Below are 24,592 nucleotides of genomic sequence, written 5' to 3' on the forward strand. Positions count from 1 at the left end.
TCTCCTAGATCGGCGGGGTGGTGGTTCCCGTCCGGGTGAACCGGCCGTCTCGCAGTTCGTAGTGGAGGATCGCGGCGTTGGGCATCTTGCCCTTCCGTTCCTCGGCGAGGATCTCGGGCAGGCTGCGTAGTTCGAGCAGGGATCGAAGCGCCACCGCGGCGGTCTGGTGGGTGAAGGCGACAACGGTGCGCGCTTCCTGGGGTTCGGTCTGGGCGAGGGCGGCGAACTCGGCGGCCCGCTTGAGCACGCCCTCGGCGAGCGACTCGCCACCGCCCGGCGCGGTCCAGATGTGCTTGCGGAGGCGGCGGTCATCGGCGAGTGCGGGGTAGCTGTCGTACTGCTCGCGCTTGGTCATGTAGGTGGCGTCGCCGTAGTGCTGCTCGTCCAGGAGCGCGGTCTGCCGGGGCCAGCCATCGGGGAGGGCCGGCAGGGCGATCGCGGCGGTGTCGATCGCCCTGCGGTAGGTCGAGGTGTAGACGCACGGCTCCGGGCCGACGAGCTCCGGCAGGACGCCGGCCAGCCACTGGGCCTGCCGGAAGCCGCGAGGGGTCAGGCCGACGATGGTGCGGGAGAGGACGTGCGCGGCGGTTCCGCTGTAGGGGCGGGGGTCCTGGTAGAAGCCGTTGTACTTGTCGGCGTTCTCGACGGACTCGGCGTGTCGGATAACGAGCAGGGGCAAGACGAGGCTCCTATCCGGCGAGGTTGGCGACGTAGGAGCCGCTGACGGTCCAGGGGGTGAGTTCGATGCCGAAGCCGCTGTGTTCGCCGTCCTGGGTGTGGACGAGCTTGCCGGACAGGTGCACGGTGTCGCCGGAGCGGAAGGCACCGGTGTAGGCGCCGAGGTACGAGCGCATGTGGGTGATCCGGCGGGCGAAGGAGTCGGCCTCGTCGATGGTCGAGCTGAGTATGGTCTTGACCTTGATGCCGTAGACGGCCGGGGTGGTGAGGCCCTCGGCGTGGTCGGTGATCTTTGCAAGGAGGGAGATCTCGCCGATCTCCTTGGAGGAGATGCGGGCGAAGGTCCTGTCGCGGTCGGAGCGGATGGGCTCGCAGTTGATGTGCGCGCCGGCGTTGGCGGTGAGCCCTTGGAGTTTGCGGCGTTCCTGCTTGATGAGGGCGTCGAAGGAGCTGCCCTCCATGTACTTGGCCCGGCGGATGTACAGCCGAGTGAGGTCGTCCCCGTCGTACGGACGGATGAGGTCGGTCTGCTGGAAGAGCTCCTGTGCGGCCTGGTACCCCTCCGGCCCGTAGCAGACGAGGTCGATGTCGGAGCGCTCGTTGAAGCAGCCGACGAGGAAGGAGCCGGTGACGCCGATCAGGCCCTGGGTGTCGTTCTCGGTGATCCACTCGGTGATCGCCAGGAGGTCCTTGCCTGCCGGGTTGTCGGTGACAGCGCCGGGCTCTTCGTGGATGGCGGCGAGGGCCTGGCGGCAGGAGTAGTGGACGGCGACGTCTTCGCGTGGGATGCCGGTGATGACGCAGCCGAGGGTGTCGGAGTAGACGTAGCACTCCGGCCTGCCGGCGAGGATGCCGAAGGACTTCGACACGACGCTGTTCTGCCGGTAGGTCCGGTCGAAGAGCCGACGGTCGCCCTTCTCGTCAGGGTGGTACTTGACGTAGCCGAGGTAGTGGCTGCCGGGGTGGCTGTCGCCGATGACCTTGAAGACGACGCCGTGGTGGTCCATCAGGTAGTCGCGGTCGCGAACGGTGGGAACCGGCCTACCGGTGTTCAGCGGTGAACCGTTCCAGAGTGGGGAAGGTGCCGGTGTCGATCGTGTTGGCCGACTCATACTGATCGAGTCCCATCGTGAGGAGGGTGCGGCGGTACTGCCACTTGATGTGCTTGTCGTGCCGCGTGGGGTCGGTGGGCCGCATGAGGGCGAGGAAGAAGAAGCACTTGACGAGCAGGAAGTCGCCCAGGTGCTCGCTCACCCGCTGCCCGATCAGGGACGCGGTGGTCTCGTCGAGTGCGGCGATGTAGGCGGCACGCTGTTCCGGGGTGATGCTGTAGCCCTTGCCGCCGCCTTTGAAGGCCACGATGTCGAGCGCGGGGTAGACGTCGTAGCCGAGCGGGACGGGTCCGTGGTGCTGCCAGTCGATGACCCCGGCTTGAAGGACGTTGGGCAGGCCGTAATCCAGATGTCCTCGCACCAGAGGAAGTTGAGCCAGCCGGTCGACGGCATCCTTGACCGCCTCGTGAACCCGCGGGACATCGAAGTCCGGGTTCTCCTCGAAGACCTCGGCCGCGAAGGCCGCCTTCTCGAACCACGGCGTGGCGGGCAGGGGGTGCCTCGCCTGGGCCTGCAGGAGCTTCGACGCGACGGCAGCCGCCGTGCTGATCACCTGGTAGCTGACCTGCCCGTCCCGCCGGGCGTCGGCCAGCGCCTCCTCGTGCAGCGAGGTGGCGCCGATGGCGCGCTCGACGACGAAGTAGCTCCCACCCTCCGAGCCACTGTCGACGATCTCCGGAACCGGGTAGCCGAGGCCGGCGGCCAGCTGCTGAAACTCGGTCTCCGCCCGCAGATCCTCCCCACCGGTCCGCTTGTAGAGCAGGCCATCGGCCGACTTCCACACCGCGCCTTCGGTGGCGGTTCTATCCTTCACGAACTCCCAGTCACTCATCTATCCATCCTTCCGTAGGGCCGAGTTGACCTGGGGCAGATACGACCGTCTCGGGCGGGTGGCGCGGGGTCGGCGACCTCGGTCTCGATCTCCGTGGTGTCGTCGATCGCGGCCGCGTCGGCGACCTGCTTGGGCGTGAGGGTCGAGCGGATGTCCGCGTCACGCAGTCGGATCCACTGGTTGCTGTCGAGGGCGTCGCTCTCGAAGATCTTGCGGGTGAGGGGGGTGCGCGGAACGCCCGGACGGCGCCCAAGGCGGTCAGCTTCGCCTGGAAGCCAACGCCATCGACGGACAGGAACTCAGCCTCGTACGTGTGCCTCATGATTCCCTTTTCCGGGTTGCTGATCGGGCTACTTGGAAGTGCGGGGCGCCAGCATCAGGCCATGCGGTGGGTATGGTCGTGAAGCCGGCCGGTGGGGGCCCGCTCGTGAACTAAGCAGTGCAGGCAGTTGAAGTTGCAGCGGTACAGCCGCTGCAGGTACAGCATCCGGATCCTGCGAATGCCGGTGACTTCCTCGATCACGTGGAACCTCCTGCAGCCGATTGGCTGGTGGAGCCCCGATGTTCGCGGAGAGTGCGAGGATCGCGTCACCGCGTACTCGGACGGCTCAGGGACGTCCTGGGACGTATTCCAGCAGTGCGAGGAGAGCCGCCGTGTCCGACAGGTCCGGCAGAACCACCGGAGCACCTGCCGCCTCCAGCTCGGCCCGGCCGTGGATGCCGGAAGCGACCGCAATGATCCCGGAGCCCGTGGTAAGAGCTGCCTCGACGTCCCGTGGCGTGTCGCCTACCAAGATGACCGGGACGTCAACGGGCAGTCCGCGGTAGCTCTGGACACGCTGGCGAGCGACGGCGACCAGATCGGGACGCTGCTCTGCGTCAGCGCCGTAGGCCCCGACGGAGAGATCCAACAGTGCATCGAGGCCGAAGGCCGCCAGCTTCACGCGAGCGTTCGCTGCGATGTTGCCGGTCAGCACCGATGACACCCAATCGGCTCGGGACGAAGCGGCCTTGAGGACGTCGAGTACGCCCGGAAGCGCTGTCCCACGTCGGCGTAGTTCGCCCAAGCGCTCCTCGCCGGCCCAGGCGAGGGCAGCCTCGACGATCGACCAGTCGGGCTCCGGGAGACCGTGTCGGCGGAACATGTCTCGCATGATCAGGCGATCAGTGCGGCCCTCCGTCGACGCTCCCACGGTCGGTGGGGCTCCGGTCAGCGCGGTGAATGCGGCGGCGTAGATCTCCTTGCTCACCCCGGCGTTCTCGATGAGCGTGTGGTCGATGTCCCACAGGATGATGAGCTGCATACCGCCAGCGTAGGTATCTTGTCGGGCCGTCAGCTCCGGTAGAACGTCCCACAACGTCCTTGCACATCCGCACCTCGGTCAGCTTGTATAGCCTCCGTGAACGAGCGACTTCACTCCGTACTCGCTCAGCGAGGCGTAGAGCCCGGGGCGCTCGCCGAAGCCTGCGAAGTGGACCCAAAGACCGTTGGTCGCTGGCTCGGCGGGCGCGTACCCCACCCGAGGCACCGCTTCCGCGCCGCCCGGCTCCTGCGCGTGGAGGAGACCTTCCTCTGGCCGGACCCGCCGCCCCGTGCAAGCCGGCGGACCGGCGGGTTAGGCACCGAGCTCGTCGGCACCTACCAGAACCGGGCCAGCGTGCCCCGCGAGACCTGGCTGGCCCTGCTGCAGGAGGCCCGGCAGCAGATCGACGTGCTCGTCTTCTCCGGGACGTTCTTCGCGCAGTCCAATCCGCACGTCGCCAAGATGCTCGCCGAGCGGGCGGCCGACGGCGTTCGGGTGCGACTGTGCTTCGGTGACCCGAGCGGGCACGCCGCAGCCGTCCGAGGCCGCGAGGAAGGCATCGGCGACACCCTCGCAGCCAAGATCCGCGCCTCCCTCACCTACTACCGTCCTCTGCTCCCGGAGGAGGGATGCGAGGTGAGACTGCACGACACCACGCTGTACAACTCCCTCTTCCGCTACGACGACAACCTGCTGGTCAACCCCCACATCTTCGGCCAGCCGGCCAGCGCCAACCCCCTGCTCCACCTCAAGCGAGTAGACACCACCGGCTGGTTCGACAACTACGCTCAGAGCTTCGAAGCAGTCTGGGCCCAAGCGCGGCCCTGGATACCCAACCAGGAGAGGGCCGCCGCACATGGGCAGGACTGAGTACTACAACGACCCCGGCGCCCCCAAGGCCAACACCCTCATCCCCGCCAGCAATCTGCTCGTCGTCGACGACTCCGGCGCCATCCTGCTGCAGCGCCGCCGCGACACAGGCCAGTGGGCACTACCCGGCGGAGCCCAGGACATCGGGGAGACCGCCGCCGAGTGCGCGGTACGCGAGTGCCTGGAGGAGACCGGCATCCGGGCCGAGATCACCGGCTTCCTCGGCGTCTACACCAACCCGAACCACATCGTCGCCTACACCGACGGCGAGATCCGCCAGCAGTACGAGAACACCTACATCGGCCGTCCCATCGGCGGCGAGCCCACGATCAACGATGAGGCCGACGGCGTCCGCTTCGTCCAGCCCGCCGACCTCGACCAGTACGACATCCACCCCAGCATGCGCCAGCAGATCGGCGACTACCTCGCCGGCACCTACCCCTACTTGGGCTGAGCCGCCAGTTCTGCCTCCACTCGCTCGACGGCCGCGAAGATCTCCGGCGACGCCCGACGAATGAACCGCCCCACCACGCTCTCCTCCCCGTAGCGGCCGAGGATCTCCGCCACGCGTGCCTCAGCCGTGGTCGGCCTACCGTCCGGCGTCGTCGTCATGTCGCACCACACCAGAGCGTCGACCAGGCGCTGGTCCTCCAGCAGCGGGAACTCGGCCTCCAGCACCTCCCGAAAGCCACGCTCCTCGGCTTCGAGCAGCGCGAAGGAGTGGTTCGCCACCAACCGCGTGAGCCGGTCATCAGCCCCATGGACATCACGGAGAAACCGCGCTCCGTCGAGCGGGTGGAACCCTGTTGTAGCCAGCCTCGGCGTGTAACCGACATCGTGCAGCAGAGCTGCGCAGACGAGAAGCCTGGCTTTCTGGCCGAGAACTCCTTCGAGGCGGCCGGCTTGGTATGCCACGCCTTGAGTGTGCGCCCAGCGGCGGGGCAGGGACTCGGCGAGCTCGTTCCTCGCCACCGTCCTGGCCCAAGAAGTCGGTTCTTCGCTCATGCGTCGATGGTTTCCCCTGTCGGCCACCGCTACGCGTGGGCCGGACCATCCGCGATCGGTGTCATGGCGGTGCTGTGCGAGCGTCTTCCGGCAACGTGAGCCAACGGCGGCGCCGTCGAGAACGTCGACGTGATGTGGGTTCTTCGTAACGCGGCGACCCATTTCATCGGCGCCGATACGACTTCCCACCCATCCTGGCCTCCCTGGAGGAGCAGACGTGACACATCAGACTGCGGAGGAACGCGCAGGCATTGCCGCCGCGATCGTGGTCCGCGAAGGCCGCGTCCTGATGGTCCGGCGGCGGGTCAGCGAGGGCCAGCTCTCCTGGCAGTTCCCGGCCGGTGAGACCGAGGCCGGCGAGTCGCCCAAGCCGGCCGCCGGCCGCGAGACCGCGGAGGAGACCGGGCTCGGCGTAACCGCCGTCAAGCACGGTGCGGTTGGATGCAGGTCTGTAGCTGGTCTGCTGGATAGGGGCGATGAGGACGGCGGGCAGGCGAGCCCTGCCGAGTTCGCGGCGGGCGGCGGCCTCGGTGAGGAGCTTGCGGGGTAGGTAGCGGCCGGCCTCGGCGTCGGCGAGCACGGTGGCGCGGGCGGCCCAGTTGGGGTCGGCGGGGATCCGCGTCGCGTGGTCGGGGATGGCGGCAGGGATGTCGTTGGCCAGGGTGGCCCGCAGGTCAAGGAACGGCAAAAGGCCCAGGTCATGGGCTATATGACCTGGGCCTTATCTGAGCCGCCTGCGGGATTCGAACCCGCGACCTACGCATTACGAGTGCGTTGCTCTGGCCAACTGAGCTAAGGCGGCACCGTCGCCGTCTGTGGCGGCAACGCGGGCCAGTCTACACAGGTTGTCGGGTGATCCGTTACCCGGATGCTCCGTGGTGGGGTCAGGCGGAGGAGACGGCGAGTTTGGCGGCGAAGCCGGCGAAGAGGACGGCGACGCCGCTGGTGAGGGTGGCGGAGAGGCGCTTGCGGCGGCGGAAGGCGGTGGCGAGTGTGGTGCCCGCGAAGATCAGCAGGGAGAGGTAGAGCAGGCTGAAGGTCTGGAGGATGCCGCCGAGGAGTACGAAGGAGAGCGCGGGCCGGCCGTAGGACGGGTCGACGAACTGGGTGAAGAAGGAGAGCAGGAAGAGGATGGCCTTCGGGTTGAGGAGGCTGACCACGAGGGCGCGCCGGAAGGGGTTCTCGGTGGACTCGGGCGCTGGTTCGGCGGTGGCGGTGGCGGTGGGGCCGGCCTCGGCGCGGCGTTCGAGCCAGAGCCCGCGGGCGGCGCGGAGCATGCCGTAGCCGATCCAGAGCAGGTAGGCGGCGCCGCCGAACTTGACGACCGCGAAGACGGCCGGGTTGGTCTTCAGCAGTGAGGCGGCGCCCAGCGAGGTGAGGCTGATCAGGGTGAAGTCACCGACGAAGACGCCGGCGGCGGCCCGGTAGCCGGTCCTGATGCCCTTGCGGGCGGCGACGGACAGCACGTACAGGGAGTTGGGGCCGGGCAGCAGGATGATGACGAGGGCGCCGAGGACGTAGGTCGCCAGGTCGTTGACTCCGAGCACGATGCGCTCCGGTGCGGAAAAGGGCAGGGGGCGCTCATCGTAACGTCGTACTGGTTATCGATTGAAGCCGAAACTACCTGCCTCCCGCCCGGAACCCCGACCGGCCGGCGCCCCCGCCCGGCGAACTACCGCTCGCAGCGCTTGCCCTGCTCAGGGGCCTCCCCGGTCAACAGGAAGCGGTTCACCGCGCCGTCCACGCAGACGCTGTGCCGCCCGTACGCGGTGTGGCCGTCCCCGTCGAAGGTGAGCAGGCGGCCGGACTCCAGCTGCCCGGCCAGGGACTGGGCCCAGGCGTACGGGGTGGCCGGGTCGCGGGTGGTGCCGACGACGACGATCGGGGCGGCGCCGGCGGCCCGGATGGTGTGGGCCGCACCGGTGGCCCGGACCGGCCAGTATGCGCAGGCCAGCGCCATCCAGGCCATGTCCCGCCCGAAGTGCGGCGAGATCCGTTCGAAGTCCGGCACCGCCCGCTGGACGTCCTCCGGCCCTCCGAAGGGGGCGGGCAGGTCGAGGCAGTTCACCGCGGTGTTGGCGAACATCAGGTTGGGGTACGAGCCGTCGGCCTCGCGCCCGTAGTAGTCGTCGGAGAGCTTCAGCAGGCCGGTGCCGTCGCCCGCCTTGGCGTCGGCGAGCGCGGCGCGCAGCTTGGGCCAGAGGAAGTCGGCGTACATGGCCTGGATGACGCCGGTGGTCGCCTGGGACTCGCTGAGTCGGCGGCCGCCGTCAGCAGTCGGCAGGGCTTCGGCGCGGACGGTCGCGAACAGCGCGGTGAGCTGCTCGCCGGCCTGCTGCTCGGTGCGGCCGAGCGGGCAGTCCTCCCGCTTGGCGCAGTCCTTGGCGAAGGCGGCCCAGGCCGTCTCGAAGCCGCCGGCCTGGGTGCGGTTGCCGGCGACCGAGTCGAGGGCCGGGTCCATCGCGCCGTCCAGCACCAGCCGGCCCACCCGGCTCGGGAAGAGCCCGGCGTAGGTCGCGCCGAGGAAGGTGCCGTAGGACTTGCCGACGAAGTTCAGCTTCTCGTCGCCGAGGAGGGCGCGCAGCACGTCCATGTCGCGGGCGGCCTCGACGGTGCTGAGGTGGCCGAGAGCCGGCCCGGCCTGCTTCCGGCAGCCCTCGGCGAACTCCTTGTCGGCGGCGACCAGCGCGTCGACCGCGCGCTGGTCGCCGGGGGTCAGGTCGACGGCGGTGAAGGCGTCCATCCGGTCGCCGCTCAGGCAGGTCACGGGGGCGCTGCGGCCCACCCCGCGCGGGTCGAGGCCCACCAGGTCGTACCGGGCGCGCACGCCGCGGTCGTACGTCCGGGCGGCTGCCTCCAGGTAGTCGACCGCCGAGCCGCCGGGCCCGCCCGGGTTGAGCAGCAGCGAACCGAGCCGCGGGCCCGTCACGCCCGCGGCGACGCCCGGAACCCCTGATGGTGCGGCCCCCGACGGCGCCATGCTCGACGACGCGACGCCAGACGGCGCGACGCCCGAGGGCGCGGCCCCCGACGGCTCGGCCGGCGCACGGGCAGCCGCCAGGGTGAGGTCCCCGTCCCCCGGGTGGTCGTAGTCCAACGGCACCTGGAAGGTCGTGCACTCGTACGCCCCGTCGCACGGCTGCCAGGCCAGGCGCTGCGCGTAGTACGGCGCGAGCGCGGCCGGGACGGCTGCGGGCAGCGGCTCCAACGGGGTCGCCCCGGCCGCCCCAGCCGCAGCAGCCGAGGGCCCCGAGGGCGCGGCGAAGCCCGCCGAGTCGGACGGGGCGGCGCCCGGCGCCCCGAACGGACCCGGACTGCACCCGCCCGCCAGCAGCCCGGCGACCAGCGCCGCCACCGGCACCCGTGCCGCGGCCAGTACCCGCACCCGCCCGAAGGCCCTCATCCGATTGCTCTCCTCGAAGAGACGGGAAACACGACGAACCGAACACGACGAGCCGAAGACAACAAGCCGAAGACAACGAGCCGAAGACGAACGACGGAAACGAGACGGACCGGACAGAACAGGACAGCGACGGGCCGGCCGGGCCGAAAACGCCGCTGCCCGGTACCCACCCCGGGTACCGGGCAGCGTAACGCCCGCGCAGCCGACGCTCAGGACGCCTTGGCCAGCGCCTCGGCCAGGAACTGCGCCGCCTGCCGGACCAGCCGCAGCCGCTCCCGGTCGGGGGAGAAGTCCTGCACGTTGTCCGAGATCCGCACCTCGGCCTTGGCCGCCGGGCCGGGCCCTGCCTTGAGCGAGGCCTGGAGCTTGCGGGCCGCGTCCAGCCCGGCGGCGTCGGCCTTGGCGGCGGCCAGCAGCAGCTTGGCCGCGCTGCCCGCCGGGGCCTCGGCGCCGGTCTGGGTGAGCGCGGCGGCGTCGTAGCGGCCCGAGACCGCCGCGGCCACGCCGTAGAGGTCGGGGCGGGCCAGCCCGGCGGCAGCCGCGCACGGCGCGCCGCCCTCGACGCCGAGGGCGCCCCAGGAGGCCGGGCCGGGCGGCAGGGTGCGGAAGGAGGTCGCGATGGTGGTGCGCAGCGCCGCGTCGTCGGCGACGGCTGCCGGGGCGGCGGCGACCAGCTCGCACGGGTGCGCGGTGCCGTCCGGCGCCTCGGGGGCGACCAGGATGAACGGCCGGGTCTTGCCGGGCTGCAGGGCCGAGCTGATGCCTTCGAAGACGTCCGGGACTTCGGCGTCGGCGGTCTTGTGCGGCGCGGCCGCGTGCATCACGACGACCGGGTAGCGGGCGTTCGGCTCCTTGGCGTACTGCGGCGGAAGCCAGACCCGCACGTTGCGCGGTCGGCCGTCGGGTCCGAGCACGGCGGACTGGAGTAGTTCGCCGCCGCCCGGGTGGCCGACGCTGTCGAAGCGGCTGGTCACCGCGGGGGCGGCGGCAGCCGACTCGTTGGCAGCCGGAGGCGCCGCCTGCTGCCGGACCGCTGCCGCGGCCGCCGGGCCCGCACCGTCACCCGCGCCCGCGCCCGTGCCCGAAACCGCCGCATCCGTGACGGGCTCCGCGCGGTCCTGCTGCCGGCTGCCGCCGCTGAGCCCGCCGAAGGCGCCGAGCGCGGTGAGCAGCGTCAACGCCGTGACGCACACCCCGCAGACCATCGCCCCGGCCGCCCTCACCAGCATCGGCCAGCGGTCGCCGGCCAGTTCGTAGGTCTCGGCGGCGCGCAGGTCGCGCCAGCGCAGGAGGGCGCCGCGAGCCAGCCAGATCCCGCCGAGGGCGGCGGCGAGCAGGGGGATGACCAGGAGCGAACGGACCATACGACGCACCACCTCGGGCGGAGGGCCGACGCCGGAGCGGACCCGGCGCGTACGGGAGGCGACCGGCCCGGCACCGGGCGCAGTCGGCCCCCAGCGTGCACAACGGGCGGACGGTCACACGCAGGTGTGCCCGGCGCGTATCGCTCGTTCACTCGAAGGTGGGACAGCGCACCGGCTCCGGGAGGCGTACGGCCGTACGCCGGTGGAGAAGGGTGGAAGAAGCGGCCACGCCGACGGAAGCAGCGCGGCCACCCCGCCTCGGAGCCGCCCTGGCGCCCTCAGCCCGCGCGCAGGGCCACCGTCATCGCCTCGACCGCGAGCAGCGGGTCCACGTTGCGGTCCAGCGCCTCCCGGCAGGCCAGCACCGCCTCGATCCGGCGCAGCGTGCCCTCGGCCGGGCCGGCCTGGGCGACCCGGTTCAGCGCCTGCCGCTGGTCCTCGTTGGCGAGCGCGCCGGTGGACCCGAACTGGATCGCGAGCACGTCCCGGTAGAAGCCGAGCAGGTCGAGCAGGGCGACACCGAGGGTCTCCCGGCGGGTGCGGGTGGCGCGGCTCTTCTGCCGCTTCTCCAACTCCTTGACCGCGCCGGCCATGCCGCGCGGCGCCTTGCTGCCCTCGGCGGCGCCGTAGGCGGCCTTGAGGTCGTCGGTCTCCTTGGTGTCCTGGGTGTCGGCCAGCGCCTCGGCGTCGGCCTTGGCGGTGTCGACCAGGCGCTGGGCGGCGGTCAGGCAGCCGCCGATGTCACCGACCTCCAGGGGGATCCGCAGCACCTCCGTCCGGCGGGTGCGGGCCTGCTCGTCGACGGCGAGGCGGCGCGAGCGGTCGATGTCGCCCTGTCCGGCGAGCGCGGCGAGCCGGGCGGTCTCCGGGTCGACGCCGTCGCGGCGGACCAGCGAGTCGGCGACCGCCTCGGCGGCGGGGGTGCGCAGCACCAGCAGGCGGCAGCGGGAGCGGATGGTCGGCAGCACGTCCTGGACGGAGGGGGCGCAGAGCAGCCAGACGGTGCGCGGAGAGGGCTCTTCCACGCCCTTGAGCAGGGCGTTCGCGGCGGACTCGGTGAGGCGGTGGGCGGCGTCCACCAGGATCACCGACCAGCGGCCCCCGGTCGGGTAGCTGGAGGCGCGCAGCACCAGGGCTCGCATGTCACCGACGCCGATGGACAGGCCGTCGGTCCGGACGTACTTCACGTCGGCGTGGCTGCCGGCCAGCACGGTGTGGCAGCCGTCGCAGAACCCGCAGCCGGGCGTGCCGCCGAGCGCGAGGTCGGGGCTGGTGCACTGGAGGGCGGCGGCGAAGGCCCGCGCGGCGGTGACCTGGCCGGCGCCGGGCGGGCCGGTGAACAGCCAGGCGTGCGTCATCAGGGAGGCGTTCGCGCCCTCGTTCGGGGCACTTCCGCGGCCGGCCTCGACCGTCGCCCCGGCTGCCCGGGCGGCGGCGGTCAGCTGCTCGACCACCCGCTCCTGGCCCACCAGGTCGTCCCAGACGGCCACTGCTGCTCCCAAGCTCCGTACGGCAGCGCCCGCGGCGCCTCTTCCCCGCCGTCGAGCATACGTCTCCGCTCGGACACCCATTGCGCCGTCCGGGTCACGGCGGAGGCGGGCCGCGCGCGGACGAGGAACCGCGGACGAGGAACCGCGGACGAGGGACCGGAGACGACGGACGGTGGACACGAAACGGCGCCGCCGGGGATCCCGCCCCGACGGCGCCGTGTCACGCGTGGCCGGTCAGCTCCGGCGGCCCCAGCGCCGGCCCTTGCCCTTGCCGTCGCCCTTGCCCTGGTCGTCCCCGTCGCGCCGGTCCGCCCCGCTCTGCGGTGCGGGCTGCGCCGGGCCGGTCTGCCACGGACCGCCATGGGCCGGACCACCGGAACCCGGGCCACCGTGGCCCGGACCGCCGTGCTCCCAGTGCGCCCATTCGTCACGGGAACCGAGCAGCGTGTCGGTGAGGCTCGGCAGGTCGTCCATCGGCGTCTCCTCGGCCCACTCCGGCCGCGGCCGCTCTCCAGCCGCCTGCTGCGGCGGCTGCGCCTGCTGCGGATGAGACTGCTGAGGCTGCGGCTCGGACTGCGGCCGCGGCCCCACTGCGGGCTCGCCGCCGACCACCGGCAGCTCGCGGGTGCTGTCCACCGGCTCCGACGGCCGCGGGCCCGCCGCCGTCCGGCCCCCGGTACGGCCCGGCTCGATCCGCGGCAGCACCTCGGTCCGGTCGGCCTCCGGGACCCTGGGCAGCACGGCCGTCTCGTCCACCGCCGAGGCCGGCACCACCGGCAGCTTGGCGGTCGCGTCGGCCGCCCCGCCCACACCGGTCGCCCCGCCCGCGCCGGTCACACCGGTCGCCCCGCCCGCGCCGGTCACCCCGGTCGCCCCGCCCGGAGCGCTCACACCGCCGGCCTTGGCCGCCTCCACGGCCTCCGCCGCCCGGACCGCCGCCTGACGGTCCCGCACCGAAAGCTCACGCGTCGCGTCGTCGCCGAGCGCGTCCGCCGCACCCCTCGGGGTCTCCCGGACCGCCCACAGCTCCGTGGTCGCGGCGTCCCCTGCCATCGGCCGGGGAGCTTCGTCCGCGCCGGACCGCCCGTCGGCCCGGCCCTCCGCCGTCTCGGCCGCCGCAGCCGCGGCCGCGAGGGCGGCGGCCTGTGCCAGCCGTGCCTCCTCGGCCCGCTGCAGGGCCTCCTCCGCCCGGCGGCGCTGCTCCTCGCGGGCGAGTTCCCGCTGCCGCTGGAGCTCCGCCTGGGCGGCCGCCTCGTCGGCGATCCGCTTGCGTTCGGCGGCCTCGGCGGCCTGTCGGGCCTCCTCGGCGGCACGCAGTTCGGCCTCTTCGGCGGCGCGGCGCGCGGCTTCTTCCGCCGCTCGGCGGCGCTCCTCCTCCTCGGCCTTGCGCCGGACCTCGGCGGCGGCCCGTTCGGCCTCCTCCTTGGCCAGCCGCTCCTTCTCCGCCTGCTCCGCGTGCAGCTGCGCCAGCAGTTCCTGCCGCTTGCGCTCGGCGGCTTCCTCTTCGGCCTTCTTGCGGGCCTCCTCGGCGGCGCGGCGCTCGGCCTCGGCTCGGGCGAGGCGCTCCTGCTCGGCGCGGGCGGCCTTCTCCTGCTCGGAGAGCGGCAGCTCGCGGTCGAGCCGGTGCCGGATGGCGGTGGTGACGGAGCCGGGGGCCTGGCTGCCGTCCACGACCAGGTAGCGCGCCGGGTCGGCGGCCGCGAGGGCGAGGAAGCCGGCCCGGACCCGCTGGTGGAACTCGGTGGGCTCGGACTCCAGCCGGTCCAGCGCCTCGGTGAAGCGCTCGCGGGCCCTGGTCGGGTCGACGTCCAGGACGACGGTCAGGTCGGGCAGCAGGCCGCCGGTGGCCCAGCGGGAGATCCGGGCGACCTCGGTCGCGGCCAGGTCGCGCCCGGCCCCCTGGTAGGCGATGGAGGAGTCCATGTACCGGTCGGTGATCACCACGGCGCCGCGGGCGAGGGCCGGCCGGATGACGTTCTCGACGTGCTCGGCGCGGTCGGCCGCGTAGATCAGCGCCTCGGCGCGGTGCGACAGGCCGGTGTTGCCCACGTCCAGGACGAGCCCGCGCAGCCGCTGGCCGACGGGGCTGCCGCCGGGCTCACGGGTGAGCACGACCTCGTGCCCCTTGCCGCGGATCCACTCGGCGAGCGCCTGCGCCTGGGTGGACTTGCCGGCGCCGTCGCCGCCCTCCAGGGCGATGAAGAAGCCGGTGCCCGCGCCCCGGTGCGGCACCGGGCCGCCGGCGCCGCGCACCGCGTCGACCAGGTCCCGGCCGAACGGTGCGGTGCCGCGCCGGTCGTCGGTGCGCAGCAGTACGACGGCGGCGAGCACCAGGGTGAGCAGTCCCGCGGTGGCGACGGCCAGGGCCGCGCCGCCGTGGATGAAGGTGAAGGAGCCGGGTTCGACGCTGCCGTACTCGACGTCCCCGTAGGCGGCGGCGATCAGCGGGACGACGACCAGCGCGGCGGCGACCACGACCCGGAGCACCGCGAACAGGTGCTCGGTGACCTTCGGCAGCCGGATCTCCTCGACTTCCTGCGCGAGCAGGCTGCGGCCGGCCGAGACGACGATCCCGGCGGCCAGGCCGGCCAGCACGGTGAGCAGCAGGACGAGCACGTAGTCCAGGACCAGCCCGGCCAGGATCAGCGCGACGCCCTGGGTGAGCAGCGCCAGCGCGAGCAGGCGGCGGCGGGAGAGCGAGGGCAGCGTGGCCCTGGTGAGTCGGGCGCCGAGCGCGGGCGCCGCGGTGGCGGCCAGCACCAGCAGGCCGTAGCCGATCGGCCCGGCCCGGTGCTCGGCGGCGGTGAGCAGCGCCAGCGCGGCGACGCCCGCCATCGAGGCGAAGCCGGCCGCGACGGCGAAGGTGAAGTAGGGGGCGCTGCCGGTGCGGCCCTTGCCGAGTGCGGGGCCGGGGGCGGCGTCGGTGGGGGCGCGCAGGCCCCGCAGCGGGGAGACCGGGGCGACGGCCACCGGTCCGCCGGGCAGCTGCTGGAGGTAGCCGCGGGCGGCCGAGGCGGTGAACAGCCCGGCCGCGCCGAGGGCCGCGAAGGTGAGCTGGTGGGCGCGGAGCCAGTCGGAGCCGACCGCCGCACCGATGTTGTTGAGCAGGGTGAAGCCGACCAGGCCGACGGCCGCGAGCGGCACGGTCACCCAGCCGGTGAACCGGTCGATGCCCCGGACGGTCTCCAGGTGGGCCGCGGCGGGCCGCTGCTCGGCGGGAGGAGCGTAGGGGTTGGCCGGCGGGAGCAGGCCGGGAACGGCGGCGGCCTTGGCGATCCCCCAGACCCGCTCGGCCGCGCCGGTGACGAAGACGGTGGCGAGCAGGACGTACGTGGCGGCCCCGGAGGGCTTGGGGCCGGAGCCCAGCCAGACGCTCCACCAGGGTGCGAGGCCGATCAGCAGGGCCCGCAGCGCGTCGGCGCCGACCAGCGTCCAGCGGCGGTCCAGCTTGCCCGCGACCAGCCGGTGCACCGGGCCGAGCAGGGCCACGCCGACCACGCCGGTGGCCACCACCCGGACGGCGAGGACCGCGGCCAGGGCGAAGGCGAGGCTGCGTGGCAGGTCGCCGAACAGGCTGCCCTGGGCGGCGGCGATCACGGTGAGCGCGAGCAGCACCAGCAGACCGAGCCGGTCGGCGGTGCCGCCGACCAGCTGGGTGGTCCACAGTCGCCGGTAGGGACGTGTCCGCAGCAGCGCCCGGGTCCGGTCCGACGGGGTTCCTGCGGGCGCGACCTCCGGCAGGTCCGGGGTGGCGGCTGTGGCGGCCGGGCCGGCGCTGGGGGTGGGCTGCTCCTCGCTCGTCATACGGTCAGCGTAGCGGGCGGGGCTTGGCCGGAACGCGGCGAACGGACTTCCGGATCCCGCTCATCACCGGGTTGTGACGTTCCCCGCACAGATCTTCCCCGGCCTCGCCGCCCGGAGCTCCCGGGCCTCCGCGCCCGGCCGCGCCGCGGAGACCTCCCCCGGCCTCCCCACGCCCGGCAGCCTCGCCGCCCGGATCTTCCCCCGCCTGCCGACGGTCCCCCGTGACTCCCACCGGACGAACGGCACCGGGCCCGCACCCCCGGTGGGGAGTACGGGCCCGGTGCCGTTCGTCCGGGGCTCAGCCCTCGTCGGTCGCCGCAGCCTTGCTCGCCGCGGTCTTGGTCGCCGCGGTCTTCTTGGCCGCCGTCTTCGTCGCCGCCGCCGTCTTGGTGGTGGTCTTCTTGGCGGTGGTCTTCTTGGCCGCCGTCTTGGTGGCGGCGGTCTTGGTGGCCGTGGCCTTCTTGGCCGCCGTCTTCTTGGCCGGTGCCTTCTTCGCGGTCTTCTTCACCGGCCCGCGCGCCCGCTTCTCGGCGAGCAGCTCGTACCCGCGCTCCGGCGTGATGGTCTCGACGTCGTCGTCCTTGCGCAGCGTCGCGTTGGTCTCGCCGTCGGTCACGTACGGGCCGAAGCGTCCGTCCTTGACCACCACCGGGCGCTCGCTGACCGGGTCGTTGCCCAGCTCCTTGAGCGGCGGGGCGGCGGCGGCCCGGCCGCGCTGCTTGGGCTGCGCGTAGATCGCCAGCGCCTCGTCGAGGGTGATCGTGAAGAGCTGGTCCTCGCTGGTGAGCGAGCGGGAGTCGGTGCCGCGCTTGAGGTACGGGCCGTAGCGGCCGTTCTGCGCGGTGATCTCGGCGCCCTCGGCGTCGGTGCCGACGACGCGCGGCAGCGAGAGCAGCCGCAGCGCGTCCTCCAGCGTGACGGTCTCCAGCGACATCGTCTTGAACAGCGAGGCGGTGCGCGGCTTGACCGCGTTCTTGCCGGTCTTGGGCGTGCCCTCGGGCAGGATCTCCGTCACGTAGGGGCCGTAGCGGCCGTCCTTGGCGACGAGCATGTTGCCGCTGACGGGGTCGGGGCCGAGCTCGAAGTCGCCGCTGGGCTTGGCCAGCAGTTCCTCGGCCAGCTCGACGGTGAGCTCGTCCGGCGGCAGGTCGTCGGGGACGTCGGCGCGCTGTCCGGGCTCGCCCTCGACGGTGGAGGCGCGCTCGACGTACGGGCCGTAGCGGCCGACCCGCAGGGTGATGTCGTCGTTGACCCGGAACGAGCTGATCTCCCGGGCGTCGATCGCGCCGAGGTCGGTGACCAGTTCCTTCAGGCCGCCCAGGTGGTCGCCGTCGCCGTTCCCGGCCTCGGCGGCGCCGCCCGCGATGTGGCCGTCGCCCTCACCGAAGTAGAAGCGCTTCAGCCACGGCACGGACTTGGCCTCACCGGCGGCGATCCGGTCGAGGTCGTCCTCCATCTTGGCGGTGAAGTCGTAGTCGACGAGCCGGCCGAAGTGCTTCTCCAGCAGGTTGACCACGGCGAAGGAGAGGAACGACGGGACGAGCGCCGTCCCCTTCTTGAAGACGTACCGGCGCTGGATGATCGTGTCGATGATCGACGCGTAGGTGGAGGGGCGGCCGATCTCGCGGTCTTCCAGCTCCTTGACCAGCGACGCCTCGGTGTAGCGGGCCGGCGGCTTGGTGGCGTGGCCCTCCGGCGTGATCCGCTCGGCGGCCAGCGGGTCGCCCTGGGTGACCTGCGGCAGCCGTCGCTCGCGGTCGTCGAGTTCGGCGTTCGGGTCGTCGGCGCCCTCGACGTAGGCCTTGAGGAAGCCGTGGAAGGTGATGATCTTGCCGGAGGCGGAGAACTCGACGTCCCGGCCGTCGGCGGAGGCGCCGCCGACCCGGACGGTGACGGACTGGCCGACCGCGTCCTTCATCTGGGAGGCGACGGTGCGCATCCAGATCAGCTCGTAGAGCCTGAAGTCGTCACCGGTCAGACCGGTCTCGGCGGGGGTGCGGAAGCGGTCGCCGGAGGGGCGGACGGCCTCGTGCGCCTCCTGCGCGTTCTTGACCTTGCTGGCGTAGGTGCGGGGGGCGTCCGGCAGGTAGTCGGCCCCGTACAGCTGGGTGACCTGGGCCCGCGCGGCGGTGATCGCGGTCTCCGACAGCGTGGTGGAGTCGGTACGCATATAGGTGATGAAGCCGTTCTCGTACAGCTTCTGGGCCACCTGCATGGTCCGCTTGGCCCCGAAGCCCAGCTTGCGGCTGGCCTCCTGCTGGAGCGTGGTGGTGCGGAACGGCGCGTACGGCGAGCGGCGGTAGGGCTTGGACTCGACGCTGCGGACGCTGAACGCGGTCTGGGCCAGGGCGGCGGCCAGCCCGCGGGCGGCCTGCTCGTCCAGGTGCAGCGTGTTGGTGCTGCCGGCCTTCAGCTGGCCGTTCGGGCCGAAGTCACGGCCGCTGGCGATGCGCTTGCCGTCGACCGAGGCGAGCCGGGCACCGAAGGTCTCCGGGTTGGCGGCGTCGGCCGGGGTGCGGCCGGTGCCGAAGGTGCCGACCAGGTCCCAGTACGAGGCGGTGCGGAACGCGATCCGCTCGCGCTCGCGCTCGACCACCAGGCGGGTGGCGACGGACTGCACGCGGCCGGCCGACAGCTTCGGCATGACCTTCTTCCACAGCACCGGCGAGACCTCGAAGCCGTAGAGGCGGTCGAGGATCCGGCGGGTCTCCTGGGCGTCGACCAGGCGCTGGTTGAGCTCGCGCGGATTGGCCACGGCCTCCTGGATCGCCGACTTGGTGATCTCGTGGAACACCATCCGGTGCACCGGCACCTTCGGCTTGAGCACCTGCTGCAGGTGCCAGGCGATGGCCTCGCCCTCGCGGTCCTCATCGGTGGCGAGGAAGAGCTCGTCGGACTCCGCGAGCAGCGACTTCAACTTGCTGACCTGGGACTTCTTGTCCGCGTTGACCACGTAGATGGGCGCGAAGTCATGATCGACGTCCACCCCGAGGCGACGCACCTCACCGGTGTACTTCTCCGGCACCTCGGCCGCGGTGCTGGGCAGGTCGCGGATGTGCCCGACGCTCGCCTCGACGATGTAGCCGGGGCCAAGGTAGCCCTTGATCGTCTTCGCCTTGGCCGGCGACTCGACAATGACGAGTCGCTGTCCGTGCGCGGTCTCGCTGCTCGGGGACACCTTCGCTCTTCTCTCCCGGTCCATATGTGGCTGGTCGGCGCTGGCAGCACGGGCTGCGCTCCGCCCGACCCCTCCACCGCCCCGGGGCCGCCGCTGCACGACACCCCACCAGCGGAGTGTGACCGTACCCCGGCCACCCTTGTCAAACGGACGGATCCCGCGTTTTCACTTGCCGGGCTAGCCGACGCCACTCGAACGGTAACCCGATGACGGAGGTTCGCGCCCCGTGGAGGGGGGCCTTCGGCAGGTTCCGGAGGATGGAATGACGGATTTCAAGATCTGTCAACGGAAAATCGACGGGCCGCACGGGCGAGGCGGCACGGGCGGAGCGGCACGGGCGGGGCGGCCGGGGCCTGACCGCATCGGGCAGGGGACGCCGCCCCGGGCCGACGACTCGGGCCGGTGTTGCGGGCGCGGGGCAATGTTGCGGGCGCGGGCGGTGATTACGGGCGCAGGGCGGCGGTTAGGGACGCGGGGCGGTGGTTGCGGACGGCAGCGGACCGGTCGTCGGCAGGATCCGTGGGGGAACGGCCGGTACGCTCAGCTGCCGACCACGGCCAGCAGCCCGGCGCCCGCCGCCAGACAGGCCACGCCCAAGGCGCTCCACAGCAGGTCGGCAACGGCCGGCCGGCTGATCTCCCCGGCCGCCAGCACCACCCGGCTCGGGCGCTCCGGGTCGTAGCAGATCCGCACCGGGGCGCCGGGGGCGAAACGATCCGGACGGCGCAGCGGAGTGTGCCCGCGCGGACGCGTGAGCACGAGCCCCGCGATCCGGCACGCGCCGGGGCCGCCGACCGAGGGCGGCACGGAGAAGGAGAGCAGCGGCGCGCTGTCCAGCTGACCGTGCGCGTCGTCGTCGGCGACCACCGTGGCCACTGCAGCCACCCCCCGGCGCCGCACCCGGTGGCGAAGGCGCACTTCGGCGGCGCACCAGAGCAGCAGCACGCCGCCGAAGAGGCCGAGCAGCCACCCGCCCGCCGTCGCCGTCGTAGTGTCCACCCCTGGCCCCCGGCTCCCCAGCTCTGTCCACAGCCTGTGGACAGAGCCTCACAGTGGAGAGCCAACGGGGGGCAGCCGATCCGCGGCCGCCGAACGAACCAGGGGGTACGGGAGGGTGAACCGGACTCCCAGCAGCCCGGGGACGGGGGTTCGGGGTTAGGGGTTCGCGACTCGCGGCTCGCGGCTCGGGCGCGGCGGCGCTCAGCGGACCGGGTCGATGAACCCCTGCTCGGTCAGCAGCCGCAGCGACTCCGGCACCCGGTCCCGCAGCACCACCCGGTCCTCGCCGAGCAGCTGCGCGATCGCGTCCACGATCTCGCCCGCCGACAAGGTCCCGTCACAGACCCCGACGAAACCCGCGCCGACGGTGTCCACCTTGGTGGCCCGCCGCATGCCGCGGTTGTGACGCAGGATCACGTGCTCCGGGTCCTCCGCGCCCGGCGCCCCGACCTGCTCCTGGACCACCTCGTCGGCGAGCACGTAGCGGGCCGCGAGCAGGGCCGCGTCGTCGTGTGAGCGGAGGAAGTCCTGCCGGTCGAACCACGCCTCGATGTGCGGGCCGAGCGGCTGCTCCACCGGGTGCGGCCACTCCTCCACCCGAACGGTCGGGCGCTCGGCACCGCTCGCCCGCAGGGTGATCCACCCCATGCCGATGCCCTCGACGCGGCCCGCCTCGAAGGCGTCCAGCCACTCGCCGTACCGGGCCTGGTAGTCGCCGCCCGGGCCTCGGTGATCGCCGCCGTCGCGCAGCCACAACTCGGCGTACTGGGCCACGTCCTGGACTTCCCGCTGGACGATCCAGGCGTCCAGCCCGGTGCCCGCGACCCAGCCGGCCAGCCGCTCGTGCCAGTCCTCGCCCTTGACGTGCTGCCAGTTGGCGAGCAACTGGCAGTAGCCACCGGGCTCCAGGTGGTCGGCGGCCGAGCGGACGAGGCTGCGGCACAGCTCGTCGCCGGCCATGCCGCCGTCCCGGTACGTGAACCGGCCGCCCGGCGAGATGACGAACGGCGGGTTCGAGACGATCAGATCGAACTTCCGCTCCCCGACCGGCTCGAAGAGACTCCCCGCAGCCACCTCGGTGTTGTCGAACCCGGACAGCGCCAGGGTCAGCTCGGTGAAACGCAGGGCGCGCTGGTTCAGGTCGGTGGCGGTGACGGCAGCGGCGTGCCGAGCCGCGTGCAGCGCCTGCACACCGGAGCCGGAGCCGAGGTCCAGCGCGGCCCGGACGGGGCGGCGCACAGTGATGTTGGCGAGCGTGGTGGAGGCGCCGCCGACGCCCAGCACCAGGTCCTTGCGGGCCACCCCGTGCGCGGTCTCACCGGAGCCGATGCCGCCCGCACCGCCCACCGCGCAGCCCAGGTCGGAGACCACCCACGCGTCCGAACTGGGCATCCCGGCGACCTCGTTGGCGTACGGCCGGACGTCGACGGTGGCACGCACCAGGTCCCCGTCCGGGCGCAGCCAGCCGTCCGCCAGACAGTCCTCCACCGGCAGCGCGGCCGCGGCCGCCCGGTACGGCACCGGCTGCTGCAGCAAAAACAGCCGCACCAGCGTCTCCAGCGGGCTGCCGCCGCGCGTCGCGCGCAGCGCCGGGACCGCCTCGCTGCGGGCCAACGCCGCATAACCGGTGGGCCCGAGCAGGTCCAGGCAGCCGTCAGCGGTGAACGACGCGGCAAGCAGCGCCTCGCGCAGCTTGGCGAGGCGGGTCGGGTCGAGAACGGGGCTACTGATCACCCCGCCATTGTCCCCCGCCGGTCCCCCGACGACCGCCTCCGGGCCCGGCCACCCCCTCCTGCACCGACATCGTGCAGAACCGAGCCGACTTGCATCGAGCTGAGCCGACGTGTGCCGAGGTGCGTTCTGATGTCCGGACCTGTCCCCGTGCGCCTCCCGCCGGGATCGCAAGCTGTCATACGCGCCCCTACGGGCACCCCCGCGCCTGGTCGTGCGCCCCTGAGCCACGCTCCCGGCTCCCGGCTCCCGGCTTCCGGCTTCCGGCTTCCGGCTTCCGGCTTCCGGCTTCCGGCTTCCGGCGACGAAACGCAAAGGCAGCCGGTGCCGCTCCTGCGAGCTGCACCGGCTGTACCGGCTTCCCGCCCCCTTACGCCGTCACGGCCGGATCCGCCCCGCCTCCCCGCCGATCAGCTCGCGGTGGGAGCCGGGGAGCCGACCGGGCTCGTGGGAGCGGCCGGGGTCGCAGCGCCGGCGGGGGCAGCCGTGTCGGTCGCTCCGGGCGCGGGGGTGCCGGCCGGGGCGCTCGGGGTGCCGGCCGCGCCGGGAGCCGGGGGCGTGCTCGCACCGCCGGGCGCCGGTGTCCCGCTCGCCCCGCCGGTCGGGGCGGTGGTCGCACCGCCGGTCGGGGACGGCTTGCAGCCCTCCTGCTTGGCCATCGCAGCACCGAGTTCACCGCGCTGCAGCTTGCTCTGCGCCTGGGTGGAGAGCGAGGCCAGCTGCTGCACCTGGTCGGCGACGCTGCGCAGCCCGTCGGCGAACTTCGCCTGGTCGTTGTTGGGGAGCGCGTCCAGCTTCTTCTGGACCTCCTGGTAGCCGTCGGACGCCTTCTTCAGCTCGTCGACGGTGTCCTTCTGCAGGGTTGCGCCGTCCTGGACCTTGGGCGCACCGGCCGAGTCGATGGCGGACGCGATGTCCTGGTTGGTCTTGGCCAACCGCCCGATGTCCGTGGAGAGCCGTTTCTGCAGGTCGGCCGGGGCCTCACCGGTCTTCACCTGGCCGGTGTCGGCGAGCGCGGCCTGCGCCTGCGCGATCGGGTCCTTGGCGGAACCGCAGACGTTCGACGCCCACGACTCCAGCTGCTTGCTGTTGTCGTCGCCGCCGCAGCCGACGGCTCCGAACGCGAGCAGCACGCCGAGGGCGGGTACGGCCAACAGTCGCTTGTTCACCGGGAGAAGCCTTTCGGTTTCGGTCGTCTTCGGTCGTCGAACCTACACGGCCGGTGTCCGCTCCCTGGTTCCCGCTCCCGGTTCCCGGTCCCCCGCCCTCGGCCGTGACTCAGGCCCGCTCGACCCGGATCGGGTCGCCCGGCCGGACAGTTCTCAGCACCCCGGCGTCTCCGTCCAACGCCCCGAGGACGTTGCAGGGGGAGGCCAGCCGGCACTCGCCGTCACGCGAGACAGGCGTCGGCCCGTACGGCAGCGCGAGGCTGTCCCCGTCGGTCCAGAAGGCGACAGTGCCCGGCTCCACGACCTGCCGGGCGCCCTCCTCGCGCGGCACGCTCAGGGGTGTGCCGAAGTAGACCTCCTCGCCCCAGGTGCTCGCCGACGAGCTGATCGGCAGCGCTGCCCAGAGCGCCTTGGCGGTGGGGGTGGCTTCGAGCGTGGCAGTCGTCTGCCCGGCCGGCCACAGGATGCGGATCCGCATGGACTTCTCTCTTCCGCGACGAGATCCGATCTCAGCGATCGGACCCGGTCGTGCCGGAAGCAGCGAACCGCCGGGCTCAGCGGGTTGTCAACGCATGCCCGAGGGCCGGACACGCGAAGCACGCGGCAGCCCGGCACGGGAAGACGGGAAAACTGGAAAGCGGTCTCTCAGACCGCCTTAAGCCGATTCAGGCCAGCTCAGCCCGGCTCAGGCCAGCCCAGCCCGGCTCAGACCGCCACGGAAGCGACCGAAACCGGCCAGCTCATCCGGATGACGCCACCGTCCGCGCCATTGGTGACCTCCAGCTCCTCGACCAGGCCGGTGATCACGGCGAGGCCCAGGGTGTCGTCGTCCGGCTCGCCGCCCTCGGCCGCGTCGGAGGACGGCACGCCGGCGGGGCCCGCCTCGTCCTCGACCTCGATGAGGAAACGCTTCTCCTGATCGGTCAGCGCGACTCGCACCGTTCCGCCGATGCCGCCGCGCTGGTGAAGTCCGACCGCGCGGGAGCACGCCTCGCCGACCGCGAGCCGTACCTCATCGAGCACCGACTCGTCGACCCCGGCCCTTCTGGCGACGGCCGCGGCGACCAACCGGGCCGTCCGCACGTGCTCGGGAAGCGCGCTGAATCGAAGTTCGACGGTTGCCATCTCTCCCCCTCGGGGTGCTCCGACCGGGGCCGGAGGTACGGCCCCCTGCGGGCCGGCTCGAACCGGCCCAGAAGCGACCGGGACGTGCCGGGCCACGCGGGCCCAAGCACTCCGGACGCAAAGAACGGGCGGGCCGGCCACGGGGGCCGACCCGGCCGCGTCAGTCGGTCGCGCTGACCGCGTCGTCCACCGAGGTGTGAATCGGGAAGACCTTGGTCAGGCCGGTGATGCGGAAGATCTTCAGGATGCGCTCCTGGTTGCAGACGAGGCGCAGCGAACCCTCGTGGGCCCGCACTCGCTTCAGACCGCCCACCAGCACACCCAGACCGGTCGAGTCGAGGAAGTCAACGCCTTCCATGTCGACGACGAGGTGGTACTTGCCGTCGTTGACGAGCTCGACCAGCTGCTCCCGCAGCTTCGGGGCGGTGTACACATCGATCTCGCCGCCAACCTCGACGACCGTACGATCGCCGACTGAACGGGTCGACAGGGACAGGTCCACGGAACCTCCAGCACCTTGCCTTGCTA

20 protein-coding genes, 1 tRNA gene and 1 pseudogene are annotated in these 24,592 nt (G+C 72.5%); 3 read left to right on the top strand and 19 right to left on the bottom strand.

The genetic code is table 11. The annotated features are described in order from the left end of the window. Nucleotides 1–4: 4 nt before the first annotated feature. The 5 genes from IF30_RS0121465 to IF30_RS0121485 form a co-directional block, all read right to left on the bottom strand. Nucleotides 5–679, bottom strand: a complete 675-nt coding sequence (locus IF30_RS0121465; RefSeq protein ID WP_030240880.1) for a phosphoglycerate mutase family protein — start codon at nucleotides 677–679, stop codon at nucleotides 5–7. Between the two features lie 10 nt (nucleotides 680–689). Beyond that, entirely contained in the window at nucleotides 690–1,685 is a 996-nt protein-coding gene (locus IF30_RS0121470) for a nucleotidyltransferase domain-containing protein (RefSeq protein WP_030240881.1), read from the bottom strand. A gap of 34 nt (nucleotides 1,686–1,719) precedes the next feature. Next, on the bottom strand, nucleotides 1,720–2,622 hold the full coding sequence (locus IF30_RS0121475; RefSeq protein ID WP_030240882.1) for a phosphotransferase: 903 nt from the start codon (nucleotides 2,620–2,622) through the stop codon (nucleotides 1,720–1,722). 376 nt (nucleotides 2,623–2,998) lie between these two features. Continuing rightward, nucleotides 2,999–3,145: a hypothetical protein gene (locus IF30_RS47995; protein WP_158835318.1), complete on the bottom strand. Its 147-nt coding sequence runs from the start codon at nucleotides 3,143–3,145 to the stop codon at nucleotides 2,999–3,001. An 85-nt stretch (nucleotides 3,146–3,230) separates the two neighbouring features. Beyond that, complete coding sequence (locus IF30_RS0121485) at nucleotides 3,231–3,926, bottom strand: HAD family hydrolase (protein ID WP_030240883.1); 696 nt, start codon at nucleotides 3,924–3,926, stop codon at nucleotides 3,231–3,233. A gap of 96 nt (nucleotides 3,927–4,022) precedes the next feature. On the opposite strand from IF30_RS0121485, the gene IF30_RS0121490 reads away from it, so the two are divergent. After that, the gene (locus IF30_RS0121490) at nucleotides 4,023–4,796 is read left to right on the top strand and encodes an XRE family transcriptional regulator (RefSeq protein WP_030240884.1); all 774 of its coding nucleotides are present in this window, start codon (nucleotides 4,023–4,025) and stop codon (nucleotides 4,794–4,796) included. Beyond that, nucleotides 4,783–5,250 (top strand): NUDIX hydrolase, encoded by a 468-nt coding sequence (locus tag IF30_RS0121495; protein ID WP_030240885.1) that lies wholly within the window; start codon nucleotides 4,783–4,785, stop codon nucleotides 5,248–5,250. Before IF30_RS0121490 ends, IF30_RS0121495 begins: the two co-directional genes overlap by 14 nt. Here the strand turns inward: IF30_RS0121495 and IF30_RS0121500 are convergent. After that, on the bottom strand, nucleotides 5,238–5,801 hold the full coding sequence (locus tag IF30_RS0121500) for an HD domain-containing protein (RefSeq protein ID WP_030240887.1): 564 nt from the start codon (nucleotides 5,799–5,801) through the stop codon (nucleotides 5,238–5,240). The genes IF30_RS0121495 and IF30_RS0121500 overlap by 13 nt on opposite strands. Nucleotides 5,802–6,018: 217 nt before the next feature. Between IF30_RS0121500 and IF30_RS49470 the strand changes: the two are divergent. Then, nucleotides 6,019–6,228: pseudogene (locus IF30_RS49470) on the top strand (NUDIX domain-containing protein); the annotation flags it as partial. 301 nt (nucleotides 6,229–6,529) lie between these two features. Here IF30_RS49470 and IF30_RS0121510 read toward each other — a convergent pair. The 13 genes from IF30_RS0121510 to bldG all read right to left on the bottom strand — a co-directional run bounded on the left by IF30_RS0121510 (nucleotide 6,530) and on the right by bldG (nucleotide 24,566). Further along, a tRNA-Thr gene (locus IF30_RS0121510) sits at nucleotides 6,530–6,603 on the bottom strand. An 82-nt stretch (nucleotides 6,604–6,685) separates the two neighbouring features. After that, nucleotides 6,686–7,348, bottom strand: a complete 663-nt coding sequence (gene leuE / locus IF30_RS0121515) for a leucine efflux protein LeuE (protein ID WP_030240893.1) — start codon at nucleotides 7,346–7,348, stop codon at nucleotides 6,686–6,688. Nucleotides 7,349–7,473: 125 nt separating this feature from the next. Continuing rightward, entirely contained in the window at nucleotides 7,474–9,204 is a 1,731-nt protein-coding gene (locus tag IF30_RS41765; protein WP_037900736.1) for an alpha/beta hydrolase, read from the bottom strand. Nucleotides 9,205–9,413: 209 nt separating this feature from the next. Then, nucleotides 9,414–10,568 carry a hypothetical protein gene (locus tag IF30_RS0121525; RefSeq protein ID WP_030240898.1) on the bottom strand — a complete coding sequence of 385 codons (1,155 nt, stop codon included), beginning with the start codon at nucleotides 10,566–10,568 and terminating at the stop codon, nucleotides 9,414–9,416. A 278-nt stretch (nucleotides 10,569–10,846) separates the two neighbouring features. Then, nucleotides 10,847–12,058, bottom strand: coding sequence for a DNA polymerase III subunit delta' (locus IF30_RS0121530; protein WP_030240901.1), 1,212 nt, complete (start codon nucleotides 12,056–12,058; stop codon nucleotides 10,847–10,849). A gap of 234 nt (nucleotides 12,059–12,292) precedes the next feature. After that, nucleotides 12,293–15,862 (bottom strand): dTMP kinase, encoded by a 3,570-nt coding sequence (gene tmk, locus IF30_RS0121535; RefSeq protein ID WP_051710757.1) that lies wholly within the window; start codon nucleotides 15,860–15,862, stop codon nucleotides 12,293–12,295. Between the two features lie 298 nt (nucleotides 15,863–16,160). Then, complete coding sequence (gene topA / locus IF30_RS0121540) at nucleotides 16,161–19,040, bottom strand: type I DNA topoisomerase (protein WP_030240907.1); 2,880 nt, start codon at nucleotides 19,038–19,040, stop codon at nucleotides 16,161–16,163. A gap of 540 nt (nucleotides 19,041–19,580) precedes the next feature. Next, nucleotides 19,581–20,039, bottom strand: a complete 459-nt coding sequence (locus IF30_RS0121545; protein ID WP_030240909.1) for a DUF3592 domain-containing protein — start codon at nucleotides 20,037–20,039, stop codon at nucleotides 19,581–19,583. Between the two features lie 201 nt (nucleotides 20,040–20,240). Next, nucleotides 20,241–21,773, bottom strand: coding sequence for a DUF7059 domain-containing protein (locus IF30_RS0121550; RefSeq protein ID WP_030240912.1), 1,533 nt, complete (start codon nucleotides 21,771–21,773; stop codon nucleotides 20,241–20,243). Between the two features lie 407 nt (nucleotides 21,774–22,180). Next, entirely contained in the window at nucleotides 22,181–22,939 is a 759-nt protein-coding gene (locus IF30_RS0121555) for a hypothetical protein (RefSeq protein ID WP_051710759.1), read from the bottom strand. A gap of 109 nt (nucleotides 22,940–23,048) precedes the next feature. Beyond that, complete coding sequence (locus IF30_RS0121560) at nucleotides 23,049–23,417, bottom strand: cyclophilin-like fold protein (RefSeq protein ID WP_030240918.1); 369 nt, start codon at nucleotides 23,415–23,417, stop codon at nucleotides 23,049–23,051. Nucleotides 23,418–23,644: 227 nt separating this feature from the next. Further along, complete coding sequence (locus tag IF30_RS0121565; RefSeq protein WP_030240919.1) at nucleotides 23,645–24,064, bottom strand: ATP-binding protein; 420 nt, start codon at nucleotides 24,062–24,064, stop codon at nucleotides 23,645–23,647. A gap of 160 nt (nucleotides 24,065–24,224) precedes the next feature. Continuing rightward, nucleotides 24,225–24,566, bottom strand: coding sequence for an anti-sigma factor antagonist BldG (bldG, locus tag IF30_RS0121570; protein WP_030240921.1), 342 nt, complete (start codon nucleotides 24,564–24,566; stop codon nucleotides 24,225–24,227). Nucleotides 24,567–24,592 lie beyond the last annotated feature (26 nt).

The sequence above is a fragment of the Streptomyces sp. NRRL S-350 genome, from assembly GCF_000719705.1.
GTDB lineage: Bacteria > Actinomycetota > Actinomycetes > Streptomycetales > Streptomycetaceae > Kitasatospora.